The organism is Pseudomonas sp. KBN12P06040 (assembly GCF_037574965.1).
GTDB classification, from domain to species: Bacteria; Pseudomonadota; Gammaproteobacteria; order Pseudomonadales; family Pseudomonadaceae; genus Pseudomonas; species Pseudomonas aeruginosa.
Genome location: NZ_JBBELS010000001.1, coordinates 446,994 through 466,319 on the forward strand (window position 1 = coordinate 446,994; position 19,326 = coordinate 466,319).

At 67.9% G+C, this 19,326-nt stretch carries 21 protein-coding genes; 8 read left to right on the forward strand and 13 right to left on the reverse strand.

What is annotated here, in order from left to right; genetic code table 11:
* Positions 1-18 precede the first annotated feature (18 nt).
* From ggt to VQ067_RS02090, 6 genes are all read right to left on the reverse strand, one after another.
* Positions 19-1,752: a gamma-glutamyltransferase gene (gene ggt / locus VQ067_RS02065; protein WP_004365022.1), complete on the reverse strand. Its 1,734-nt coding sequence runs from the start codon at positions 1,750-1,752 to the stop codon at positions 19-21.
* Positions 1,753-1,879: 127 nt separating this feature from the next.
* Entirely contained in the window at positions 1,880-2,131 is a 252-nt protein-coding gene (locus tag VQ067_RS02070; RefSeq protein ID WP_003084462.1) for a YfhL family 4Fe-4S dicluster ferredoxin, read from the reverse strand.
* A gap of 120 nt (positions 2,132-2,251) precedes the next feature.
* Positions 2,252-2,731, reverse strand: coding sequence for a pantetheine-phosphate adenylyltransferase (gene coaD / locus VQ067_RS02075; protein ID WP_003084466.1), 480 nt, complete (start codon positions 2,729-2,731; stop codon positions 2,252-2,254).
* 147 nt (positions 2,732-2,878) lie between these two features.
* Positions 2,879-4,474 (reverse strand): GMC family oxidoreductase, encoded by a 1,596-nt coding sequence (locus VQ067_RS02080; RefSeq protein WP_033990775.1) that lies wholly within the window; start codon positions 4,472-4,474, stop codon positions 2,879-2,881.
* A 55-nt stretch (positions 4,475-4,529) separates the two neighbouring features.
* Positions 4,530-5,078: a hypothetical protein gene (locus VQ067_RS02085; RefSeq protein ID WP_003084486.1), complete on the reverse strand. Its 549-nt coding sequence runs from the start codon at positions 5,076-5,078 to the stop codon at positions 4,530-4,532.
* Between the two features lie 54 nt (positions 5,079-5,132).
* Entirely contained in the window at positions 5,133-6,563 is a 1,431-nt protein-coding gene (locus VQ067_RS02090) for a coniferyl aldehyde dehydrogenase (RefSeq protein WP_017001597.1), read from the reverse strand.
* Between the two features lie 288 nt (positions 6,564-6,851).
* Here VQ067_RS02090 and VQ067_RS02095 point away from each other — a divergent pair, with 288 nt between their 5' ends.
* Positions 6,852-7,499 (forward strand): TetR/AcrR family transcriptional regulator, encoded by a 648-nt coding sequence (locus tag VQ067_RS02095; protein ID WP_003084488.1) that lies wholly within the window; start codon positions 6,852-6,854, stop codon positions 7,497-7,499.
* Here VQ067_RS02095 and VQ067_RS02100 read toward each other — a convergent pair.
* The 6 genes from VQ067_RS02100 to VQ067_RS02125 all read right to left on the reverse strand — a co-directional run bounded on the left by VQ067_RS02100 (position 7,484) and on the right by VQ067_RS02125 (position 13,034).
* Positions 7,484-7,894 carry a GNAT family N-acetyltransferase gene (locus VQ067_RS02100; RefSeq protein ID WP_003084489.1) on the reverse strand — a complete coding sequence of 137 codons (411 nt, stop codon included), beginning with the start codon at positions 7,892-7,894 and terminating at the stop codon, positions 7,484-7,486. The genes VQ067_RS02095 and VQ067_RS02100 overlap by 16 nt on opposite strands.
* Before the next feature lie 62 nt (positions 7,895-7,956).
* Complete coding sequence (locus VQ067_RS02105; RefSeq protein ID WP_003084490.1) at positions 7,957-8,955, reverse strand: hydrolase; 999 nt, start codon at positions 8,953-8,955, stop codon at positions 7,957-7,959.
* A 36-nt stretch (positions 8,956-8,991) separates the two neighbouring features.
* Entirely contained in the window at positions 8,992-9,558 is a 567-nt protein-coding gene (locus tag VQ067_RS02110; RefSeq protein WP_023098354.1) for a hypothetical protein, read from the reverse strand.
* 2 nt (positions 9,559-9,560) lie between these two features.
* Entirely contained in the window at positions 9,561-10,157 is a 597-nt protein-coding gene (rsmD, locus tag VQ067_RS02115) for a 16S rRNA (guanine(966)-N(2))-methyltransferase RsmD (RefSeq protein ID WP_003102864.1), read from the reverse strand.
* Positions 10,157-11,644, reverse strand: coding sequence for a M16 family metallopeptidase (locus tag VQ067_RS02120; RefSeq protein WP_023092305.1), 1,488 nt, complete (start codon positions 11,642-11,644; stop codon positions 10,157-10,159). The genes rsmD and VQ067_RS02120 overlap by 1 nt, the downstream gene beginning before the upstream one ends.
* Positions 11,637-13,034 (reverse strand): M16 family metallopeptidase, encoded by a 1,398-nt coding sequence (locus VQ067_RS02125; RefSeq protein ID WP_003084498.1) that lies wholly within the window; start codon positions 13,032-13,034, stop codon positions 11,637-11,639. Before VQ067_RS02125 ends, VQ067_RS02120 begins: the two co-directional genes overlap by 8 nt.
* 120 nt (positions 13,035-13,154) lie before the next feature.
* Between VQ067_RS02125 and ftsY the strand changes: the two genes are divergently transcribed.
* The 5 genes from ftsY (at position 13,155) to VQ067_RS02150 (ending at position 17,844) form a co-directional block, all read left to right on the forward strand.
* Positions 13,155-14,531, forward strand: a complete 1,377-nt coding sequence (ftsY, locus tag VQ067_RS02130; RefSeq protein ID WP_034019553.1) for a signal recognition particle-docking protein FtsY — start codon at positions 13,155-13,157, stop codon at positions 14,529-14,531.
* Positions 14,528-15,199, forward strand: a complete 672-nt coding sequence (ftsE, locus tag VQ067_RS02135; RefSeq protein WP_003084505.1) for a cell division ATP-binding protein FtsE — start codon at positions 14,528-14,530, stop codon at positions 15,197-15,199. Before ftsY ends, ftsE begins: the two co-directional genes overlap by 4 nt.
* A complete protein-coding gene (gene ftsX, locus VQ067_RS02140) occupies positions 15,199-16,206 on the forward strand; it encodes a permease-like cell division protein FtsX (RefSeq protein WP_003084508.1) in 1,008 nt (335 codons plus the stop codon). The genes ftsE and ftsX overlap by 1 nt, the downstream gene beginning before the upstream one ends.
* A 113-nt stretch (positions 16,207-16,319) precedes the next feature.
* Positions 16,320-17,174, forward strand: coding sequence for an RNA polymerase sigma factor RpoH (gene rpoH / locus VQ067_RS02145; protein ID WP_003084510.1), 855 nt, complete (start codon positions 16,320-16,322; stop codon positions 17,172-17,174).
* A gap of 64 nt (positions 17,175-17,238) precedes the next feature.
* Positions 17,239-17,844, forward strand: coding sequence for a hypothetical protein (locus VQ067_RS02150; protein WP_003084511.1), 606 nt, complete (start codon positions 17,239-17,241; stop codon positions 17,842-17,844).
* A 4-nt stretch (positions 17,845-17,848) separates the two neighbouring features.
* Here VQ067_RS02150 and mtgA read toward each other — a convergent pair whose 3' ends face one another.
* Positions 17,849-18,580 carry a monofunctional biosynthetic peptidoglycan transglycosylase gene (gene mtgA / locus VQ067_RS02155; protein ID WP_019486534.1) on the reverse strand — a complete coding sequence of 244 codons (732 nt, stop codon included), beginning with the start codon at positions 18,578-18,580 and terminating at the stop codon, positions 17,849-17,851.
* 36 nt (positions 18,581-18,616) lie between these two features.
* Between mtgA and VQ067_RS02160 the strand changes: the two genes are divergently transcribed.
* Both VQ067_RS02160 and thiS read left to right on the forward strand, forming a co-directional pair.
* Positions 18,617-18,994: a DUF423 domain-containing protein gene (locus VQ067_RS02160; RefSeq protein WP_003084513.1), complete on the forward strand. Its 378-nt coding sequence runs from the start codon at positions 18,617-18,619 to the stop codon at positions 18,992-18,994.
* A 102-nt stretch (positions 18,995-19,096) separates the two neighbouring features.
* The gene (gene thiS / locus VQ067_RS02165; protein WP_003084514.1) at positions 19,097-19,297 is read left to right on the forward strand and encodes a sulfur carrier protein ThiS; all 201 of its coding nucleotides are present in this window, start codon (positions 19,097-19,099) and stop codon (positions 19,295-19,297) included.
* Positions 19,298-19,326 lie beyond the last annotated feature (29 nt).

Below are 19,326 nucleotides of genomic sequence, written 5' to 3' on the forward strand. Positions count from 1 at the left end.
TCGCCGCTCTCCTGGGGTTCAGTGCGCCTGGGGCTGTGCCTGCATCTCCGGGGAAAACGCCGAATAACCGATCCCGCGCGGGTCGCTGGCGGCGTCGACGCGGCCGCTGCGCTTGTCCCAGTAGAGCACCTGCTGGTTGCCGTAGCTGCGCTCCAGGCGTTTGAGCTGATAGCCGCGCCGGCGCAGTTCGGCGGCCTCGGCATCGCTGAAGGCGCGCGGTTCGTACTCGACGACGTCCGGCTTGTACTGGTGGTGGTAGCGCGGCGCGGCGACCCATTGGCCGACCGGGCGACCGTCGAAGTACTGCAGCATGGAGATCAGCACCATGCTCGGGATACGGCTGCCGCCAGGGGTGCCGAAGGCGGCGAAGTCGGTCGGGCTTTCCAGGAAGCTCGGGCTCATGCTCGATAGCGGGCGCTTGCCGGCCGCCACCGCGTTCGCCTGGCTGCCGGCCAGGCCGTAGCTGTTGGCGCCCTGGGTGTCGGCGGCGAAATCGTCCATCTCGTTGTTCAGCACCACGCCGGTACCGGGAACGGTGAAGGCGGCGCCGAACGGCAGGTTCACCGAGAGGGTGGCGGCCACCGCGTTGCCCTGGGCATCGATCACCGCGAAGTGGGTGGTGTGGTCGCCTTCGCGCCAGGCCGGCGCCTCCGGCAGCGCCGAGCTGGGCGTGGCGCGGCGCGGGTCGATGCCGGCGGCAAGGCGCTTCAGGTAGTCCGGCGCCAGCAAGCTGGGCAGCGGGTTGGCGACGAAGTCCGGGTCGCCGAGCAGGCCTCGATCGCGGTAGGCACGGCGCAGGACCTCCAGCACGTAATGGGCGCGCTGTACCGGCTCGGCCTTCTGCCACGGCAGCTGTTCCAGCATCTGCAGGCTCTGTGCCAGGGCCACGCCGCCGGCCGAGGGCGGCGGTGCGCTGATCAGTTCGCGGCCGTTGGCCAGCTTCACCTCCAGCGGGCGGCGTTCGATCACCCGGTAGTCGCGCAGGTCGGCGGCGCTCCAGATGCCGCCGCCGGCGCGGACCCCGGTGAGCAGCTTGTCCGCTGTCTCGCCTTCGTAGAAGCCGATCCGCCCGTAGCGCCCGAGGCGTTCCAGGGTACGTGCCAACTGCGGTTGGCGGAGCAGGTTCCATTCGTCGGGGATTCCGCCCTTGTCGAGGAAGATCCGCGCGGTTTCCGGGTCCTTGCGCATCGCTTCCAGGCGCATGGCGACGCGGTCGCGGTAGACCCGGTCGACGGATACGCCATCCACCGCCAGGCGGATCGCCGGCACCAGGTTGTCGGCCAGGGGCTTGCGTCCGTAGCGGCCGCTCAATTCGACCAGCGCCGCCGGCAAGCCGGGGATCGCCGCCGCCAGCGGGCCGTCGACGGACAGCCTGGGGTCGACCTTGCCGTTGCGCCGGTACATGTCGGCGTAGGCGGCCTTCGGCGCGCGCTCGCGGGCGTCGAGGAAGCGATAGGTCGGCTGCGCGCCGGCCTGGCGCAGAAGGAAGAATCCACCGCCGCCGAGTCCCGAGCCGTAAGGCTCGGCTACCGCCAGGGCAGCGGCGATGGCCGCCGCGGCGTCGAAGGCGTTGCCGCCATTGGCCAGGGTTTCCAGGCCGGCGACGGTCGCGGCCGGATGCGGCGTGGCGACGGCGGCCTGCTGCGGTGCGTGGGCGTCGCCGCGAAAGCTGTCGGCATGCGCCGCGAGGCTGAGCAGGGACAGGCCGCAGGCGGCGACCAGGGTACGGACGGGCAGGTTCAGGAAGGACATGGCGGCTCACTGTTCAGCGGCGTTCGCGGGACGGGACCGCGAACGCCTCAGACTGGATTGCCAAGGATAGCCAAAAGCGCGTCGGACGGGGCGCGAACCGTCCCTGAAGGACAGGCGCCGGCGGGGATCAGGCCTTGCCGGTGATCTTCCGGTATTTCTCCATCAACTGGTCCTTGCTCTCGACATTGGCGTCGTCGAGGGGAATGCAGTCCACCGGACAGACCTGCTGGCACTGCGGCTCGTCGTAGTGGCCGACGCACTCGGTGCAGAGATTGGGATCGATCACATAGATTTCTTCGCCTTGCGAGATCGCGCCGTTCGGGCATTCGGGTTCGCAGACGTCGCAATTGATGCAATCGTCAGTGATTTTCAGGGACATCTAACAACTCCAACCGCGACGGACAGCCACGGCATCGGTAACGGGAATAGCGGAATTGTGCCGCATCGGCGCCCGCAGTGCACGCGGGGCGCCGACGGGAGGCCGGCGAAGAGACGCGGATCAGCGCTTGAAACGTTCCGCCAGGGCGTCTGCCACGGCCGGATGCACGAACTTGCTGATATCCCCGCCGAGAGCGGCGATTTCCCGGACCAGCGTCGAGGAAATGAAGGAATACTTCTCCGACGGGGTGAGGAACATGCTTTCCACGTCGGGGGCGAGCTGGCGGTTCATGTTGGCCAACTGGAACTCGTACTCGAAGTCGGAAACCGCGCGCAGGCCGCGGAGGAAGACATTCGCCTTCTGCTCCTTGACGAAGTGCGCCAGCAGGGTGGAGAAGCCCACCACCTCGACGTTCGGCAGGTGCTTGGTGACCTCCTGGGCCAGCGCCACCCGCTGTTCCAGGCTGAACAGGGGGTTCTTCTTGGGGCTGGCGGCGACCGCGATGATCACATGGTCGAAAAGCCGTGAAGCACGTTCGATCAGATCGCCGTGACCCTTGGTGATGGGATCGAAGGTGCCTGGGTACAGCACTCGGTTCATCGCTACGTCCTGGCAGGGTTTCGTAAGGGAATCGGATGGTAGCGCAGGGATGCCCGTGCGGCCAAGACGCACGGGCCATCGGCCTTAGCCCATAGGTCTGATGGCGCCGGGCCGGCTGCCGCGGCGCGCGGCCGGCCCGGCGGCGGTTCAGGCCCTGGCCAGGCGTTCGGCCAGCGCGCTGGCCAGTTGCGCGGTAAGACCGTAGACCGAGAGCTGCGGGTTGGCGCCGATGCTGGTGGGGAACAGCGAGCCGTCGTGGATCGACAGGTTCTGCAGGTGGTGATGGCGGCCGAGGCTGTCGGCCACCGCCACGGCCGGGTCTTCGCCCATGGCGCAGCCGCCCATGACGTGGGCGCTGCCCAGGCGCGTGCGGTAGATCTCCAGGCGCAGGCCGTCGATGATCCCGCGCGCCTCCTGCAGGTTCTTCGCGCTACGCGCGTCGCTGTGCACCGGCCGCACTTCCCGGGCGCCGGCAGCGAACTGGATCTCCGCCATGGTATGGAAGGCACGGCGGATACCGTCCCAGGTGTAGTCGGTCATCCGGTAGTCGAGCACCGGGGTGTCGTCGCCGCGCAGGCCGACCGAGCCCTCCGCGCTGTCCGGGTGGAAGCCGTCGCGGAGCAGGGCGAGCATCATGTTGGTATGCGGTAGCTGTTCCATGCGCAGGGCGTTGTCGCTGCCGAAGCCGCCGAGCAGCACCGAGGCCAGCGACGGTTGCAGCGGCGGCACCTCCAGTTTGTAGGACATGCGTCCGGTGACGCCGTCGTCCCATTGGAAATGGTCGGAGTAGATCGACTGCGGTGCGCCGTAGAAGGGGTTGATCACCCGGTCGAACAGTCCCGCGCTGAAATTCACCGTGTGCAGGAAGGTGCGCTTGCCGACCCGCTGGCTCGGATCAGGCGCCTTCGAGCGGAGAAGAATCGCCGGGGTGTTGATGCCGCCGCCGGAGAGCACGTAGTGCCTGGCCCGGACCCTGATCCGGCGGCCGTTGGGCGCCACGCAGCGCTCATCCATGCCCAGGCATTCGAGGCCCGTCACCTTGTCGCCGTCCAGCAGCAGCCGGTTGGCGCGCGCCAGGTAGAGCAGCTCGCCACCCTTGTCGAGGGTCGCCGGGATGGTGGTGACCAGCATCGACTGCTTGGCGTTGACCGGGCAGCCCATGCCGCAGTAGCCGAGGTTCCAGCAACCGAGGACGTTGCGCGGGATGACCTTCCAGTGATAGCCGAGCTTCTCGCAGCCCAGGCGGATCACGTCGTTGTTGGCATTTGGCGGCAGCGCCCAGGGCGCCACGTGCAGGCGCTGCTCCATTTTCTCGAACCAGGGCGCCATGTCCTCCGCGCAGTGGCCCTTGACCCCGTAGACCTGGGCCCAGTGCTGCAGGGTCGGTTCCGGGGTGCGGAAGCTGCTGGTCCAGTTGATCAGGGTGGTGCCGCCCACGGCGCGGCCCTGGAGGATGGTGATGGCGCCGTCCTTGCTCATCCGGCCGATGCCTTCCTGGTACAGCTCGGGGTAGGCGTCGGCCTCCTGCATCTTGAAATCGCTGCTGGTCTTCAGCGGGCCCTCTTCCACCAGCAGCACCTTCAGGCCGGCGGCGCTGAGGATTTCCGCGGTGGTGCCGCCGCCGGCGCCGGTGCCGACCACGACCACGTCGGCCTCCAGCTCCAGGTCGTCGTCCAGGCGCGAGCCGTTGTAGGTTTTCCAGCCGCGGGCGAGGCCCTCGGCGAACAGATCGGGTACAGGCATGAATGCACTCTCAGGCTAGGCGGCTTCGGGCTCTTCGTATTGTTCCGGGGGCGGCTCAAGCGATCTTCGGCGGTCCGGGGTAGCCACAATGGGCCCACGCCTCGGGGCGGGCGTACCAGGCCATCATCGCCAGTTGCATCAGCGAACTGTGGCCCATCCGCAACAGGCCGATGAAGCTGTTTTCCCAGCGCGAAAGGAATGCCCGCACGTCGTCGCCGCTGGCGTTCTCCCAACTGCCCCAGATACCGGTCAGCGGGCCACGGGTGAGCGGCAGGGCGAGCACGTCGAAGAGTTGCTGGGTGAGCTTGAACATCTCCGGGGAGAGCCGCGCCAGGTTGTGGTCGAGGCTCTGGATCGCGCCCTCCACGGCTTTCGGCATCTGCTCGGCGGAAACCGCGCCGAGCAGCATCACCGGCAGCAGCGCACGGAGGAACGGCAGGTCGGATTCGCGGACCTTTTCCAGGCCGCTCGCCGGTTTCTCCGCCGAACAGCCGGTGAGGCTGGCGGTGACGCCCGCGGTGGCGAGGAAGGCGCCGCCGATCAGGCCGACTTTCATCAGGCTGCGTCGGGACAGGCCGGCGCTTTCGAGAGTGGTGTCGCTCATTGTTGTTATGTCACCTGCAGCGTAGGAATGAGGGGGCGCCGCACGCGCCCCGGTTCAGCGCACGAACAGCTTGTAGACGAGCTTCTGGATCGACTTGCCGTAGGGCGGGTAGATCATTCGCGCGGCGTTGAAGCGCGGCTTGCTGAACACGCCCTTGGCCTTGCTGAAGGTGAGGAAGCCTTCGTGGCCATGGTAGTGGCCCATGCCGGAGGGACCGACGCCACCGAACGGGATGTCGTCCTGGGCGACATGCAGCAGGGTGTCGTTCAGACACACACCGCCTGAGTGGGTCTCGTGCAGCACGCGCTGCTGCTGCGCCTTGTCGTAGCCGAAGTAGTACAGGGCCAGCGGTCGCGGGCGCTGGTTGACGTAGGCCAGGGCGTCTTCCAGGCGCTCGTAGGGGATCACCGGCAGCAGCGGGCCGAAGATTTCCTCCTGCATCACTTTCATGTCGTCGCTGACGTTCAGCAGCAGCGTCTGCGGCAGGCGCCGTTGCTGGCCTTCGGCGAACAGCGGGACGAGGGTCGCGCCCTTCTCGCGGGCGTCGTCGAGATAGCCCCGGAGGCGGCCGAGCTGGCGCTCGTTGATGATCGCGGTGTAGTCGGGGTTGTCCGAAAGACGCGGGAAGAAGCCCTGGACCACCTCCTTGTACTGACTGACGAATTCCTCGACGCGCCGGCTCGGTACCAGCACGTAGTCGGGCGCGACGCAGGTCTGCCCGGCGTTGAGGCTCTTGCCGAAGGCGATCCGCTCGGCGGCGTCCTTCATCGGCACGCTGTCGGAGACGATCGCCGGCGACTTGCCGCCCAGCTCCAGGGTGACCGGGGTCAGGTTCTCGGCGGCGGCGCGCATCACGTGCTTGCCGACGCTGGTGGCGCCGGTGAACAGCAGGTGGTCGAACGGCAGCTTGGAAAAGGCCACGCCGACGTCTACCTCGCCTAGCACCACGGCGACCTGGTCCTCGGGGAAGATCCGCGCCAGCAGGTCCTTGAGCAGGCGCCCGGTGGCCGGGGTCGACTCGCTCATCTTGATCATCACCCGGTTGCCGGCGGCGAGGGCCCCGGTCAGCGGGCCGATGGAGAGGAACAGCGGATAGTTCCAAGGCACGATCACCCCGACCACGCCCAGCGGCTGGTACACCACCTGGGCCGAGGCCGGCTGGAATTGCAGGCCGACCGCGCGGCGCGCGGGCTTCATCCATTTCTTCACGCGCTTGGCGGCGTAGTGGATGCCGTGCAGGCTGGGCATGATCTCGGCGAGCAGGGTCTCGTCGGCGGAGCGCGCGCTGAAGTCCCGGTCGATGGCCTCGATCAGTGCCTGCTGTTCCTTGAACAGCAGCTCGCGCAGGGCCTTCAGCCACTGCACGCGCTGCGTGGCGTCGGGCATCGGCTGCGCCAGGTAGGCGGCGCGCTGGCGGGCGAAGAGGGCTTCGAGCTGGTTGATTTCCTGCTGGCTCTGCTGCAGGTAGGCGATATCGGCGACCATGGGCTGGCTCCTCGGCGAAGCGTGGGCGGCTGCGTGGCCGCGCGTCTGTCGTTATGGCGGACCTGGGTCGGTCCGATGAATTTCGCTGCGTCGCTGGATTTCTAGAGTAAATACTCTAAAGTGTCAAACAGCATGCCTGCCAGCCCGGCGCTTGCGTACCCAACGAAAGGCGGGCCGGTCGCCGGCCGCCACCCCGGGGGCTGACCCGGGCGGCCAGCTTTGTGTACCTTCTACGCTGTCACGGCGGGGCGCGCCCCGCACTGTTACCCGAACGAGCCCGTCGTCCCCATGGCACCACGCATCAAGACCCGCGATCGCATCGCCCAGGCCAGCCTGGAACTGTTCAACGCCCAGGGCGAGCGCAGCGTCACCACCAACCATATCGCCACCCACCTGGGTATATCGCCTGGGAACCTCTACTACCACTACCCGAACAAGCAGGCGATCATCGCCGAGCTGTTCGCCGAGTACGAAAGCCACGTCGAGAGTTTCCTGCGCCTGCCCGAAGGGCGGGGTCTGACGGTGGACGACAAGACCTTCTACCTGGAAGCGCTACTGGCCGCGATGTGGCGCTACCGCTTCCTCCACCGCGACCTCGAGCACCTGCTGGAAAGCGACCCGGAGCTGGCGGCGCGCTACCGCGCCTTCGCCCAGCGTTGCCTGGTCAACGCCAAGGCGATCTACCGAGGCTTCACCGAGGCCGGCATCCTGCGGATGAACGAGACCCAGCTGGAGGCCCTGACCCTCAACGCCTGGATCATCCTCACCTCCTGGGTGCGCTTCCTCTGCACCACCCTCGATCTCGACGGCGACCTCAGCGAGGCGCAACTGCGTCGCGGCATCTACCAGGTGCTGGCGCTGGAGAGCGGGCACATCGAGGCGCAGGCCCAGGATGCGGTGGACGGGATTTCCGAGCGGCTCTACGTGCCGCTCTGATCGCGCAGGGTTTTCTCCAGCACCTGCTGGATGTGGATGCCGTGGCGGCGGAAGAAGGCTTCGGTACCGAGGGTGGCGTCGGTGAACAGGTAGGCGCCGCGGTGATCCTCGGCGAAGCGCCGCAGCAGGGCTGCGCCGACGCCGCTGCGCTGTGCGCCGGGCAGCACGGCGATTTCCGCCAGCCAGACGCGAATCGGCGTTTCTTCCTCGGCGCGCAGCAGGCCGACCAGGCGGCCGTCGCGTTCGGCCAGCAGGGAATAGCCGGAATGCTGGTACAGCGTGCGTAGCTCGGCAGGCGGCATGCGCCGGTCCCAGCCGACCGCCGCGTGGATCGCCAGGATCGCCTCGCAGTCGGCGTCGTCGAGCATCGGGTTGTGCCGCAGCGTCAGTTCCATTCGCCCCCCTTTTTCCTTCAGCCTGTTCCTATTCTGCCGCCCGTCGCCGGACGCCGGCCAGCTCAGTGCTGCCGCAGGCGGGCCTCCAGCCAGTCGGGGATGCGTCGTTCCAGGTAGTAGGTGGGCTGGCGCGGAGAGCCGTCGACGAAGCCGACGTGACCGCCGCGGGCGTGCAGTTCCAGCTCGGTGCAGGGTGCCAGTTCGCTGCGATCGGGCAGGCTGCGGGCGAACACGAAGGGGTCGTCGCTGGAATGGATGATCAGGCTCGGTGTGCGGATGTCCGGCAGGTAGTAGCGGCTGGACGCGCGCCGATAGTAATCCCTGGCGTCGGCGAAGCCGTGCAGCGGCGCGGTGACCCGGCCGTCGAAGTCCCAGAAGGTGCGCATGCCCTCCAGCGGACCGAGGCGTTGCAGGGCGGCCAGGCCTTCCGCCTGGCCCTGCTCGCCGAACAGCCGCTGCTTGTCCTGCACGTAGGCCAGCATGGCCTTCATGAAGTGCGCCTGGTAGACCCGGGAAAAGCCCAGGCCGATGCGGTCGGCGCACTCGTCCAGGCGGAACGGCACCGACACCGCGACGCCGCCGAGCAGCGGGCAGTCCCCAGCGGTTTCGCCCAGGTACTTGAGCAGCACGTTGCCGCCCAGCGAATAGCCGACCGCGTACAGCGGCGCTTGCGGGCGCCTGGCGCGCAGGTGCGCGACCACCTCGGCGAGGTCGTCGCTGACCCCGGAATGGTAGCCGCGCGGCAGGCGGTTCGGCTCCCCCGAGCAACCGCGCCAGTTCAGCGCCACGCTGGCCCAGCCGCGCTCCAGCAGGGCGCGCTGCAGACCGAGGATGTAGTGTGACGAGGATGACCCGGTGAGGCCGTGCAGTGCCAGCACCAGCGGGGTTTCGGCATCGTGCGGGCCGGCCCAGTCGAGGTCGATGAAGTCGCCATCGGCCAGCCACAGGCGTTCGCGCTGCCGTTCCAGGGTCGGCCCGCGGCGGAAGAACGGGCTCCACAGGGTCTGCAGGTGCGGATTGGGCAGCCACCAGGCGGGCTGGAAGGTCGGGGACGCGGTCATGCGCAGGTCATGGGCGGTGGTGGTGTGGTCACCAGCTTACCAGCCGAACTCGTCGGCGAGGTCCTCCGCCCGCTGGCGCGAACCGAGGATCGGTTGCAGTTCGTCGACGAGCTGCTGCCGATAGCGGGGCGCGACGCTGCAGTCGTCCAGCAGGATGTCCTCGCCGGCGCCGCTCCAGACCTCGCCGAAGCAGGCCAGGCTGGCCGCCATCTGCCACAGGTCGTCGAAGCACGGGGCCGGGTCCCAGCCCCTGCCGCCATGCAGGTCGAAGAGTATGCGCCCGCTGCCGGTCTCGAGGATGAACGGGTCGGCGCCCTGGTCGGCCACCACCAGCCAGTCGTCCTGCCAGCCCGACAGGCGCTCGCCGCTGATGCCGTGCCAGCGATAGCCGGCCTGGCGCTGCCAGAGGCGGGCCAGGGACGGCAGGAAAAATGGGTTGCCGGCACTCTCCAGGGTGCAGTCGAGCGGGCCGACCTCGTGGTAGAAACGCTCCAGCTCGGCGGGCAGGGCGATATCGCCCTGCCAGTCGGCGGCGGGTTGCGCCGCGCAAGGCTCGCCAAGCGCCAGCAGGCGTTGGCGAATGCTCGCGGAAGCCGGGCTCATCCTCAGGCTCCCCGCTGCCAGAGCGCGTAATGTACGTTGCCGGCTTTCTTTTCCCGGTGCAGCCGCCAGTTTCCGGGCAGGCCGAGGGACGAGGGGACGCTCTCGCTCTCGGTATAGATCCAGGCGTCGGGGTTCAGCCAGCCGCGGGTTTCGAGCAGGCGGCAGGCGTCCTGCAGCAGGTTCTGATGGAACGGCGGGTCGAGGAACACCAGGTCGAAGGCGCTCGGGGCCTGGTTTCCCAGGTAGCGCACGGCATCGCCGAGGACCAGTTGGGCGGTGCCGCACTTGAGCGCGTCGAGGTGGTTGCGCAGGGCCGCCACCGCTTCGCCGTTGGTATCCAGGGCCAGCCCCTCGCGGGCGCCGCGCGACAACGCCTCGAGGAACAGCGCGCCGCTGCCGGCGAAGGGATCGAGCACCCGCGCGCCTTCGACATAGGGTGCCAGCCAGTTGAACAGGGTCTCGCGGACCCGGTCCGGGGTCGGTCGCAGGCCGGGCCCGTCGGGAAAGACGAAACGCCGGCTGCGCCATTCGCCGCCGATGATCCGCAGCTGTCCCTGGCCGCCGTGGCGGCCGGGGGCTTTCGCAGTAGGTTTGCTCATCAATGCTCCGGAACGCCGCTGGGTTGCTGGGCCGGCTTGGCGGTGGGCGGCGGCAGGGGTTTCTGCGGCACGCTCGGGCCGGCGCTGACGATGACGAAGGCGTCGGCGTCCAGGTGTTTGGCCATGGCGGTCCTGACCTGTTCGACGCTGAGTCCCTCGACCTGCTTGAGGAAGCTTTCCAGGTAGTCCAGCGGCAGGCCGTAGAAACCGATGGCGCCGAGCTGGCCGACGATGTCGGCGTTGCTCGCGGTGGACAGCGGGAAGCTGCCGGCCAGTTCGCGCTTGGCGTCGTCCAGCTCCTTCTGGGTCGGGCCGTTGGCCAGGTAGTCGCGGACGATGTCCTGGACCAGCTTCAGCGCACCTTCGCTGAGTTCGGCGCGGGTCTGGAAGTTGATCATGAACGGACCGCGTGCCTGCATGGCGGTGAAGCCGGAATAGATGCCGTAGGTCAGGCCGCGCTTTTCTCGCACCTGGTCCATCAGGCGGGTGCCGAAGCCGCCGCCGCCGAGGATCTGGTTGCCCAGGTAGAGCGCCGCGTAGTCGGGATCCTGGCGGTCGATGCCAAGCTGGGCGAGCATCAGGTGGGTCTGCTCGGAGGGGAAGTCGATGTGCGTCAGGCCGGGCTTGGGCGTTTCCGGCTGGGCGGTCTTGGCCAGCGCCGGGCCCTGGGGCAGCGCCTTGGAGACTTCTGCGGCGATCGCTTCGGCCTCCTGCCGCGAGAGGTCGCCGACCAGCGCGATGACCACGTTGCCGGCGGCGTAGGCTTTCTTGTGGAACGCCTGCAATTGTTCGCGGCTGATCGGTGGAACGGACTTTTCGTCGCCGTCGCTGGAGTGCGCGTAGGGATGCTCGCCATAGAGGCGCTTGAACAGCTCCAGCCCGGCCAGCTTGCCGGGGTTCTGCTTCTGGTACTCGAAACCGGCCAGGACCTGGTTCTTGATGCGTGCCAGGGCGTCCTCGGGGAAGGTCGGCTGGCCGATCACCTGTTCGAACAGCTTCAGCGCCTGGGTCCGCTTGTCGGCGTCGGACAGGCTGCGCAGGCCGGCCACCGCCATGTCGCGGTAGGAGCCGTTGCTGAACGAGGCGCCGAGGTCCTCGAAGCCGGCGGCGATGGCAGTGGTGTCCTTGCCCGGCACGCCTTCGTTGAGCATGGCGTTGGTCAGCATCGACAGGCCGGGGGTGCCGGCGTCCTGGCTGCTGCCGGCGGCGAAGGTCAGGCGCAGGTCGAACATCGGCAGTTCATGGGCTTCGACGAACAGCACCTTGGCACCTTCGGCGGTCTTCCATTCCTGGATGTCCAGCTTGCGATGGACCGGCGGCTGCTTGGCGACGTCCTTCAGCGACTGCAACTGGTTTTCCTCGACCGCCGCGGCATGGGCCGCCGCCGGGGTCTGGGTGGGACGCGCGACGAAATAGGCCAGCGCGGCCAGCAACGCAATGACGATCAGGCCGAGCAGGCCATAACGCAGCCCTGTGCGCTCACTCATGACGGGCCTCCTTTTCCTCGGCCTTCACAGGCAGCACTTGCGCCAGGGTCAGGCGCGACGGGGTGAAATAGGTGCGGGCGGCTTTCTGGATATCGTCCGGAGTCACTGCCTTGAGGGCCTCCAGGTCCTGGTCGATCAGCTTCCAGGACAGGCCGACGCTTTCCAACTGGCCGATGCTGCTGGCCTGGGCGGCGATGGAGTCCTTCTCGTAGACCATCCCGGCGATCATCTGCGCGCGCACGCGCTCGATCTCCGCGGCGCTGGGCGGGTTCTGCTTGAGGTCATCGAGCTGCTTCCACAGACCGGCCTCGACCTGCTCGAGGGTCTTGCCCTTCTGCACGTTCGGCGTGGCCGAGAGGACGAACAGGCTGTCGCCGCGGTTGAACGCGTCATAGTAGGTGGAGGCGCCGGCGACCAGCTCCTCGCCGCGCTCCAGGCGCGAGGCCAGGCGGGCGCTGTAGCCGCCATCGAGCAGCGCGCCGATCAGGCGCAGGGCGTTGACTTCGCGAGGGTTCTCGCTGCTGCCCAGGCTGGGCACATTGAAGCCCATGATCAGGTTCGGCAGCTGGGTGCGTACGTACAGCTTGAGCCGGCGCTCGCCGGGCTCGGCCAGTTCCAGCGGCTTGCGCGCCGGCGGCAGCTGGCGCCAGGGGATCTCGCCGAAGTAGCGCTTGGCGAGGGTCTTGACCTCGTCGGCGGTGACGTCGCCGACCACTACCAGGGTGGCGTTGTTCGGCGCGTACCAGGATTCGTACCAGTGGCGCAGGTCGTCGATGGTCATGCGCTGCAGGTCGGCCATCCAGCCGATGGTCGGGGTGTGGTAGCCGCTGGCCGGGTAGGCGGCGGCCTTGAAGCGCTCGAAGGCGAGGGCGTTGGGATTGTCGTCGGTGCGCAGGCGGCGCTCCTCCTTGATCACCTCGATCTCGCTCTTGAACTGGTCGGCCGGCAGGCTCAGGTGGGCCATGCGGTCGGCTTCCATCTCCAGCGCCACCGGCAGGCGGTCGCGGGCCAGGACCTGGTAATAGGCGGTGTAGTCGTCGGTGGTGAAGGCGTTCTCTTCCGCACCCAGGTCGCGCAGCACCCGCGAGGCTTCGCCCGGGCCGAGCTTGCGGCTGCCCTTGAACATCATGTGTTCGAGGGCGTGGGACAGGCCGGTGAGCCCGGGTGTCTCGTAGCTGGAGCCGATCCTGTACCAGAGCTGGGAAACCACCACCGGGGCGCGGTGGTCTTCACGCACTATGACCTTCAGGCCGTTGTCGAGGCTGAACTCGTGGGTGGGCTGGGTTTCCGCCGCCTGGGCGAAAAGCGGGAGACAAAGGCTGGCTAGGAGCAGGCCGACGCGGCGGCGAGCTGGGGTTTTCATGGTGATCTGGACCTTTCGTGCCGCCACCGGGGTCTCAGGTCACTGCGGGGCAGGACCCTTAGCCCCGTCGGGCGAGGAGATGCTAGGATACCCATCCGTTTTCCGGGCGGCCACGTCCCGTGCCGCTCCCTTGAGATACAAGCATTCATGTTTGGTTCCAACGACGACAAGAAGGCCCCGCAGGGCGGGGAAAAGAAAGGTCTGTTCGGCTGGTGGCGGAAAAAGCCGCAAGCCGGCGAGCAGCCTGCCGATCAGCCTGTCGAGCCGGTCTCCGAGACAGCGGCCGCCGAGCAGCGCGCGCCCGCCGATGACGTAGCGCAATCCCTGACAGAACAGCCAGGTCGGCAGCAGCCCTCCGCTGCCGAGCCGGCCGAGCCGGCCGAGCCGCCGGCGCCGGCGCCGGTTGCCGAAGCGCCGCTCGCCGGTGACGAGCCAGCGTCGGCCGAGGAGCATTCGCCCCGGTCCGAGGCGCCCGTCGCGCAACCCGAGCCTATCCTGGCTGCCGAGCCCGAGCCCGAGCCCGAGCCCGAGCCCGAGCCCGAGCCCGTTGCGCCGCTGGCCGCCGCTCCGGCAGTCAGCGAGCCGGCGACCAGGCCGGGCTTCTTCGCCCGCCTCCGGCAGGGACTGTCCAAGACCAGCGCCAGCATCGGCGAAGGCATGGCCAGCCTGTTCCTCGGCCGCAAGGAAATCGACGACGACCTGCTCGACGACATCGAGACGCGCCTGCTGACCGCCGACGTCGGCGTCGAGGCCACCACCCTGATCGTGCAGAACCTGACCAAGCGCGTGGCGCGCAAGGAGCTGGCCGACAGCGGCGCGCTGTACAAGGCGCTGCAGGAAGAGCTGGCCAGCCTGCTGCGCCCGGTGGAGCAGCCGTTGCAGGTCGACGTCGCGCGCGAGCCCTATGTGATCCTGGTGGTCGGGGTGAACGGCGTGGGCAAGACCACCACCATCGGCAAGCTGGCGAAGAAGCTGCAACTCGAGGGCAAGAAGGTCATGCTGGCCGCCGGCGACACCTTCCGCGCCGCCGCCGTGGAGCAGTTGCAGGTCTGGGGCGAGCGCAACCGCATCCCGGTGATCGCCCAGCACACCGGCGCCGACTCCGCCTCGGTGATCTTCGACGCGGTGCAGGCCGCCAAGGCCCGCGGCATCGACGTGCTGATCGCCGATACCGCCGGACGCCTGCATACCAAGGACAACCTGATGGAGGAGCTGAAGAAGGTGCGCCGGGTGATCGGCAAGCTGGACGAGACGGCGCCCCATGAGGTCCTGCTGGTGCTCGACGCCGGCACCGGGCAGAACGCCATCAACCAGGCCAAGCAGTTCAACCTCGCGGTGGAGCTGACCGGCCTGGCCCTGACCAAACTGGACGGCACCGCCAAGGGCGGGGTGATCTTCGCCCTGGCCAAGCAGTTCGGCCTGCCGATCCGCTATATCGGTGTCGGCGAGGGGATCGACGATCTCCGTACCTTCGAGGCCGACGCCTTCGTCCAGGCACTCTTCGCAGAGCGGGAGAACGCATGATCCGCTTCGAGCAGGTCGGCAAACGCTATCCCAACGGCCACGTAGGCCTGCACGAGGTGTCCTTCCGCGTGCACCGTGGCGAGATCCTCTTCGTCACCGGCCACTCCGGCGCCGGCAAGAGCACCCTGCTGCGCCTCATCCTGGCGATGGAGCGACCGACCAGCGGCAAGCTGTTGCTCGGCGGCCAGGACCTGGGGCGCATCACTACCGCGCAGATCCCTTTCCTGCGCCGGCAGATCGGCGTGGTGTTCCAGAACCACCAACTGCTCACCGATCGTACGGTGGCGGACAACATCGCCCTGCCGCTGCAGATCCTCGGCATGCCCAAGCCGGAGATCGCCAAGCGCGTGGCCTCGGCCCTGGAGCGGGTGAACCTGAAGGAAAAGGGCGAGGCGTTGCCTTCCGACCTTTCCACCGGCCAGCAGCAGCGGGTCGGCATTGCCCGCGCCATCGTCCACCAGCCGGCCCTGCTGCTGGCGGACGAACCCACCGGCAACCTCGACCCGCGACTCGCCTCGGAAATCATGGGCGTGTTCGAGGATATCAATCGCCTGGGCACCACCGTACTGATCGCCAGCCACGACCTGGCCCTGATCGCCCGTATGCGCCATCGCATGCTGACCCTGCAGCGTGGCCGGATCATCGCTGACCGTGAGGACGAGGCCTGATGAGCGCCAACGATCTTCCCCGTGGCCCCGAAGAGGGCGCACCGGAACGCAAGACCCGCGAGAAACCGAGCCAGGAACAGACCGACTGGAGCGGCTCGTTCAGCGCCTACCTGGAAAGCCATCGCGCCAGCCTGGTGGACAGCCTGCGCCGGTTGTTCGGCCACCCGTTCGGCAGCTTCTTCACCTGCCTGGTGATGGGTATCACCCTGAGCCTGCCGATGGGCCTCTCGCTGCTGCTGAACAATGTCGAACGGCTCGGCGGCTCCTGGCAGCGCGCCGCGCAGATCTCCCTGTTCCTCGACCTGAAGACCAGCGAAAACCAGGGCCAGGACCTGCGCGAGCAGATCGAACGCCTGCCGGACGTGATCGAGGCCCAACTGATCAGCCGCGAGCAGGCGCTCAGCGAATTGCAGGAACAGTCCGGCCTGGGCGAAGCGCTCAAGGAGCTGCCGGAGAACCCGCTGCCGCCAGTGATCTCGGTCACGCCCAAGCAGATCGACCGGGCCGGCCTGGAAGCGCTGCGCCAGCAGCTCGCGGAGCTGCCTCATGTGCAGCAGGCGCAGCTCGACCTGGTATGGGTCGAGCGCCTGAGCGCGATCCTCAAGCTCGGCGAACGCTTCGTCTTCGGCCTGACCATCCTGCTGGTGCTGACCCTCTTGCTGGTGGTGGGCAACACCATCCGCCTGCACATCGAAAATCGCCGTAACGAAATCGAGGTGATCAAGCTGGTCGGCGGGACGGACGGTTACGTGCGCCGGCCATTCCTGTACATGGGCGCGTTGTACGGCCTGGGCGCGGGCATCCTGTCCTGGGCGCTGCTGGCCTATTCGCTGAACTGGCTGAACGGTTCGGTGGTCAACCTTTCAGGGCTGTACGGCAGCGACTTCGGCCTGCAGGGCGTGCCGCTGGACGACGGCCTGTCGCTCACCGTCGGCGCGGTGCTGCTTGGCTGGGTCGGCGCCTGGCTGGCCGTGGCCCGCCACCTGCGCGAGCTGGCGCCGCGCTGAGGACAGGGGAATCACGACCGGCCGGCGGGTCGCTGTAAAGGAACTTATACACCCGCTTGCAGTCAGATATCCGAGTGCTACACTGCGCGAGTTTCGTGAATCGGAGGATTCGCATGACCACTTCTTTGCAACCTGTACATGCCTTGGTTCCAGGCGCAAACCTGGAAGCCTACGTGCACTCGGTGAACAGCATTCCGCTGTTGTCGCCGGAACAGGAGCGTGAACTGGCCGAACGCCTCTTCTATCAGCAAGACCTGGAAGCGGCGCGGCAGATGGTGTTGGCGCACCTGCGCTTCGTTGTTCATATCGCCAAGAGTTATTCGGGGTACGGCCTGGCCCAGGCCGACCTGATCCAGGAAGGCAACGTCGGCCTGATGAAGGCCGTGAAGCGTTTCAACCCGGAAATGGGCGTTCGCCTGGTGTCCTTCGCCGTGCACTGGATCAAGGCGGAGATCCACGAGTTCATCCTGCGCAACTGGCGGATCGTCAAGGTCGCCACCACCAAGGCGCAGCGCAAGCTGTTCTTCAACCTGCGCAGCCAGAAGAAGCGCCTGGCCTGGTTGAACAACGAGGAAGTCCATCGCGTCGCCGAGAGCCTGGGGGTCGAGCCCCGCGAAGTGCGCGAGATGGAAAGCCGCCTGACCGGCCAGGACATGGCGTTCGACCCGGCCGCTGACGCGGACGACGAGAGCGCCTACCAGTCGCCGGCGCATTACCTCGAAGACCACCGCTACGACCCGGCGCGCCAGTTGGAAGACGCCGACTGGAGCGACAGCTCCAGCGCCAATCTGCACGAGGCGCTGGAAGGCCTCGACGAGCGCAGCCGCGACATTCTCCAGCAGCGCTGGCTGTCCGAGGAGAAGGCCACGCTGCATGACCTGGCGGAAAAGTACAACGTCTCCGCCGAGCGTATCCGGCAGCTGGAAAAGAACGCCATGAGCAAGCTGAAAGGGCGGATTCTCGCCTGATCACCGCGCCTCGCGAAAACCGCACCCCGCAAGGGTGCGGTTTTTTTCTGCCCGGAGGAATCCCATGCCGCGCAATACCCGCTGGCTGTTCTACCTGTCGCTGGCGGTCCTGACCTTCGTCGTCGGCGCCTGGCTGGTCCGTACGCCGGAACCGGCACGGCCGTTGCCGTGGCTGGCCGACTGGCAGGAGCAGGTGCTGGCGCCGTTGGCGGACAACGCCCTGACCCTGCGCCAGCTGCACGACGCGGTGGATGGCGAGCTGTGGGTGGACCCGCGCCTGGATGGCGTGCGCCTGGCCTTCCGTGGCCGCCTGCTGGGCGACGGCGGCCCCTGGCAGGTGGAAGGCGAGCTGGGCCTGAGCGCCGAGGAGCAACTGAGCCTGCAGCGGGCATCCGCGTTGCAGCCTGGCAGCGCGCCGCAGCCATTGAGCGCCGGGCTGGAAGGACAGTTGGGCGACAAGCCGATCGTGGCGCTGAGCATGATTCCCGAAGGCAGGGTCGGTGCCGAGCGGCTGCTGGCCAGTCTCGGCCAGCCGCGCCTGCGCCTGCAACTGGCCCAGGGCGAGGCCTGGGTCTATCCGCAACTGGGCCTGACCGCGCACCTGCCGGACGACGACTTGCGACTGATGCTCGCGGTGCCGCGCCAGGCCCTGGAAAAACCGCCGCGTTGAGCTTTCAGCGCTCCAGGCGCAGCAGGTAGTCGTCGCCGCCCAACTGCCACATCTGCTGGCGAATCCAGGCCGCGCGCTGGCGCACGTAGGGGCCCGGCTTGGCCGCGCTCCATTTCAGCGGGCTGGGCAGCACCGCGGCGAGCTGGCTGGCCTGGGTGCGGCTCAGGCGCTCGGCGTCGAGGCCGAAGTGATAGCGTGCCGCAGCCTGCGCGCCGAAGACGCCCGGGCCCCATTCGGCGCTGTTCAGGTAGACCTCGAGAATCCGTTGCTTGGTCCAGAGCGTCTCGATCAGCAGGGTGAACCAGGCCTCCAGGCCCTTGCGCAGCCAACTGCGCCCGGACCAGAGGAAGACGTTCTTCGCCACCTGCTGGCTGAGCGTACTGGCGCCGCGGATACTGCCGCCGCGCTCGTTGTGCGCGAGGGCCTGCTGGATGGCCGGCAGGTCGAAGCCGTGGTGCTCGGCGAAGTGCTGGTCCTCGCCGGCGATCACCGCGACCTTCAGGCTGTCCGGCAACTGCTCCCAGGAGCGCCAGTCGCGCTGCAGGTCGATGGGCTGGCCGTCGACCCAGGAGCCGACCTTGCGTTCGACCATGACCATGGTCCCCGGTGGCGGCACCCAGCGCAGGACCGCGACCAGCACGACGCTGGCGGCCATGAACCAGAGCAGGTACTTGAACAGGCGGCGGAACAGGGATCGCAACATGCGCGGCTTGGCTTGGAAGAAGGGGGCGGCCATTATAGCGGGCTGGATGCTATCACCGGAGTCTTGTCCATGCTTCGTCCCTTCCTGTTGTTGGCGGCATTTTTCGGTTTCACCGGCGTGGCCCTCGGGGCGTTCGCCGCCCACGGCCTGAAGAAGCAGCTGAGCGCCGAGTACCTGGCGGTATTCCAGACCGGCGTGCACTACCAGTTGATCCATGCCCTGGCGCTGTTCGGCGTGGCGCTGCTCGCCACCCGCCTGGACGGCCGCCTGGTGAGCGCGGCGGGTGGCCTGTTCACGCTGGGCATCCTGCTGTTCTCCGGCAGCCTCTACCTGCTGACCCTAAGTGGCATCGGCAAGCTCGGCATCGTCACCCCGTTCGGCGGCGTCTCCTTCCTCGCCGGCTGGCTGTGCCTGGGGCTGGCCGCCTGGCGCCTGGGCAACGCCTGAGACCGGTTGCCTCAGGCGGCGCACTTGTCGACAAGGCGCCTTGGTCATCGGGGTGGATCGGGCTAGAATGCCGCTCCCTTTCACTTTCGTGACCGTCCAGCCATGCAGATTCAACTGAACGGCGAGCCCTTCGAGCTGCCCGACGCGCAGAGCGTCGCGGACCTGCTGGCCCGCCTGGAGCTTGGCGGCCGCCGCGTGGCCGTCGAGCTGAACCTGGATATCGTGCCGCGCAGCCAGCACGCCAGCACCGCGCTCAAGGATGGCGACCGCGTGGAGATCGTCCACGCCATCGGCGGCGGCTAGGCCTGGCCCCCGAACCCTTCCATCGGCCC

Bases quoted from the DNA above. Each gene is read 5' to 3' on its own strand.
- ggt (WP_004365022.1), bottom strand. From the start codon at position 1,752: ATGTCCTTCCTGAACCTGCCCGTCCGTACCCTGGTCGCCGCCTGCGGC.
- VQ067_RS02070 (WP_003084462.1), bottom strand. From the start codon at position 2,131: ATGTCCCTGAAAATCACTGACGATTGCATCAATTGCGACGTCTGCGAA.
- coaD (WP_003084466.1), bottom strand. From the start codon at position 2,731: ATGAACCGAGTGCTGTACCCAGGCACCTTCGATCCCATCACCAAGGGT.
- VQ067_RS02080 (WP_033990775.1), bottom strand. From the start codon at position 4,474: ATGCCTGTACCCGATCTGTTCGCCGAGGGCCTCGCCCGCGGCTGGAAA.
- VQ067_RS02085 (WP_003084486.1), bottom strand. From the start codon at position 5,078: ATGAGCGACACCACTCTCGAAAGCGCCGGCCTGTCCCGACGCAGCCTG.
- VQ067_RS02090 (WP_017001597.1), bottom strand. From the start codon at position 6,563: ATGGTCGCCGATATCGCCTACCTGCAGCAGAGCCAGCAGGAAATCAAC.
- VQ067_RS02095 (WP_003084488.1), top strand. From the start codon at position 6,852: ATGGCACCACGCATCAAGACCCGCGATCGCATCGCCCAGGCCAGCCTG.
- VQ067_RS02100 (WP_003084489.1), bottom strand. From the start codon at position 7,894: ATGGAACTGACGCTGCGGCACAACCCGATGCTCGACGACGCCGACTGC.
- VQ067_RS02105 (WP_003084490.1), bottom strand. From the start codon at position 8,955: ATGACCGCGTCCCCGACCTTCCAGCCCGCCTGGTGGCTGCCCAATCCG.
- VQ067_RS02110 (WP_023098354.1), bottom strand. From the start codon at position 9,558: ATGAGCCCGGCTTCCGCGAGCATTCGCCAACGCCTGCTGGCGCTTGGC.
- rsmD (WP_003102864.1), bottom strand. From the start codon at position 10,157: ATGAGCAAACCTACTGCGAAAGCCCCCGGCCGCCACGGCGGCCAGGGA.
- VQ067_RS02120 (WP_023092305.1), bottom strand. From the start codon at position 11,644: ATGAGTGAGCGCACAGGGCTGCGTTATGGCCTGCTCGGCCTGATCGTC.
- ftsY (WP_034019553.1), top strand. From the start codon at position 13,155: ATGTTTGGTTCCAACGACGACAAGAAGGCCCCGCAGGGCGGGGAAAAG.
- ftsE (WP_003084505.1), top strand. From the start codon at position 14,528: ATGATCCGCTTCGAGCAGGTCGGCAAACGCTATCCCAACGGCCACGTA.
- ftsX (WP_003084508.1), top strand. From the start codon at position 15,199: ATGAGCGCCAACGATCTTCCCCGTGGCCCCGAAGAGGGCGCACCGGAA.
- rpoH (WP_003084510.1), top strand. From the start codon at position 16,320: ATGACCACTTCTTTGCAACCTGTACATGCCTTGGTTCCAGGCGCAAAC.
- VQ067_RS02150 (WP_003084511.1), top strand. From the start codon at position 17,239: ATGCCGCGCAATACCCGCTGGCTGTTCTACCTGTCGCTGGCGGTCCTG.
- mtgA (WP_019486534.1), bottom strand. From the start codon at position 18,580: ATGGCCGCCCCCTTCTTCCAAGCCAAGCCGCGCATGTTGCGATCCCTG.
- VQ067_RS02160 (WP_003084513.1), top strand. From the start codon at position 18,617: ATGCTTCGTCCCTTCCTGTTGTTGGCGGCATTTTTCGGTTTCACCGGC.
- thiS (WP_003084514.1), top strand. From the start codon at position 19,097: ATGCAGATTCAACTGAACGGCGAGCCCTTCGAGCTGCCCGACGCGCAG.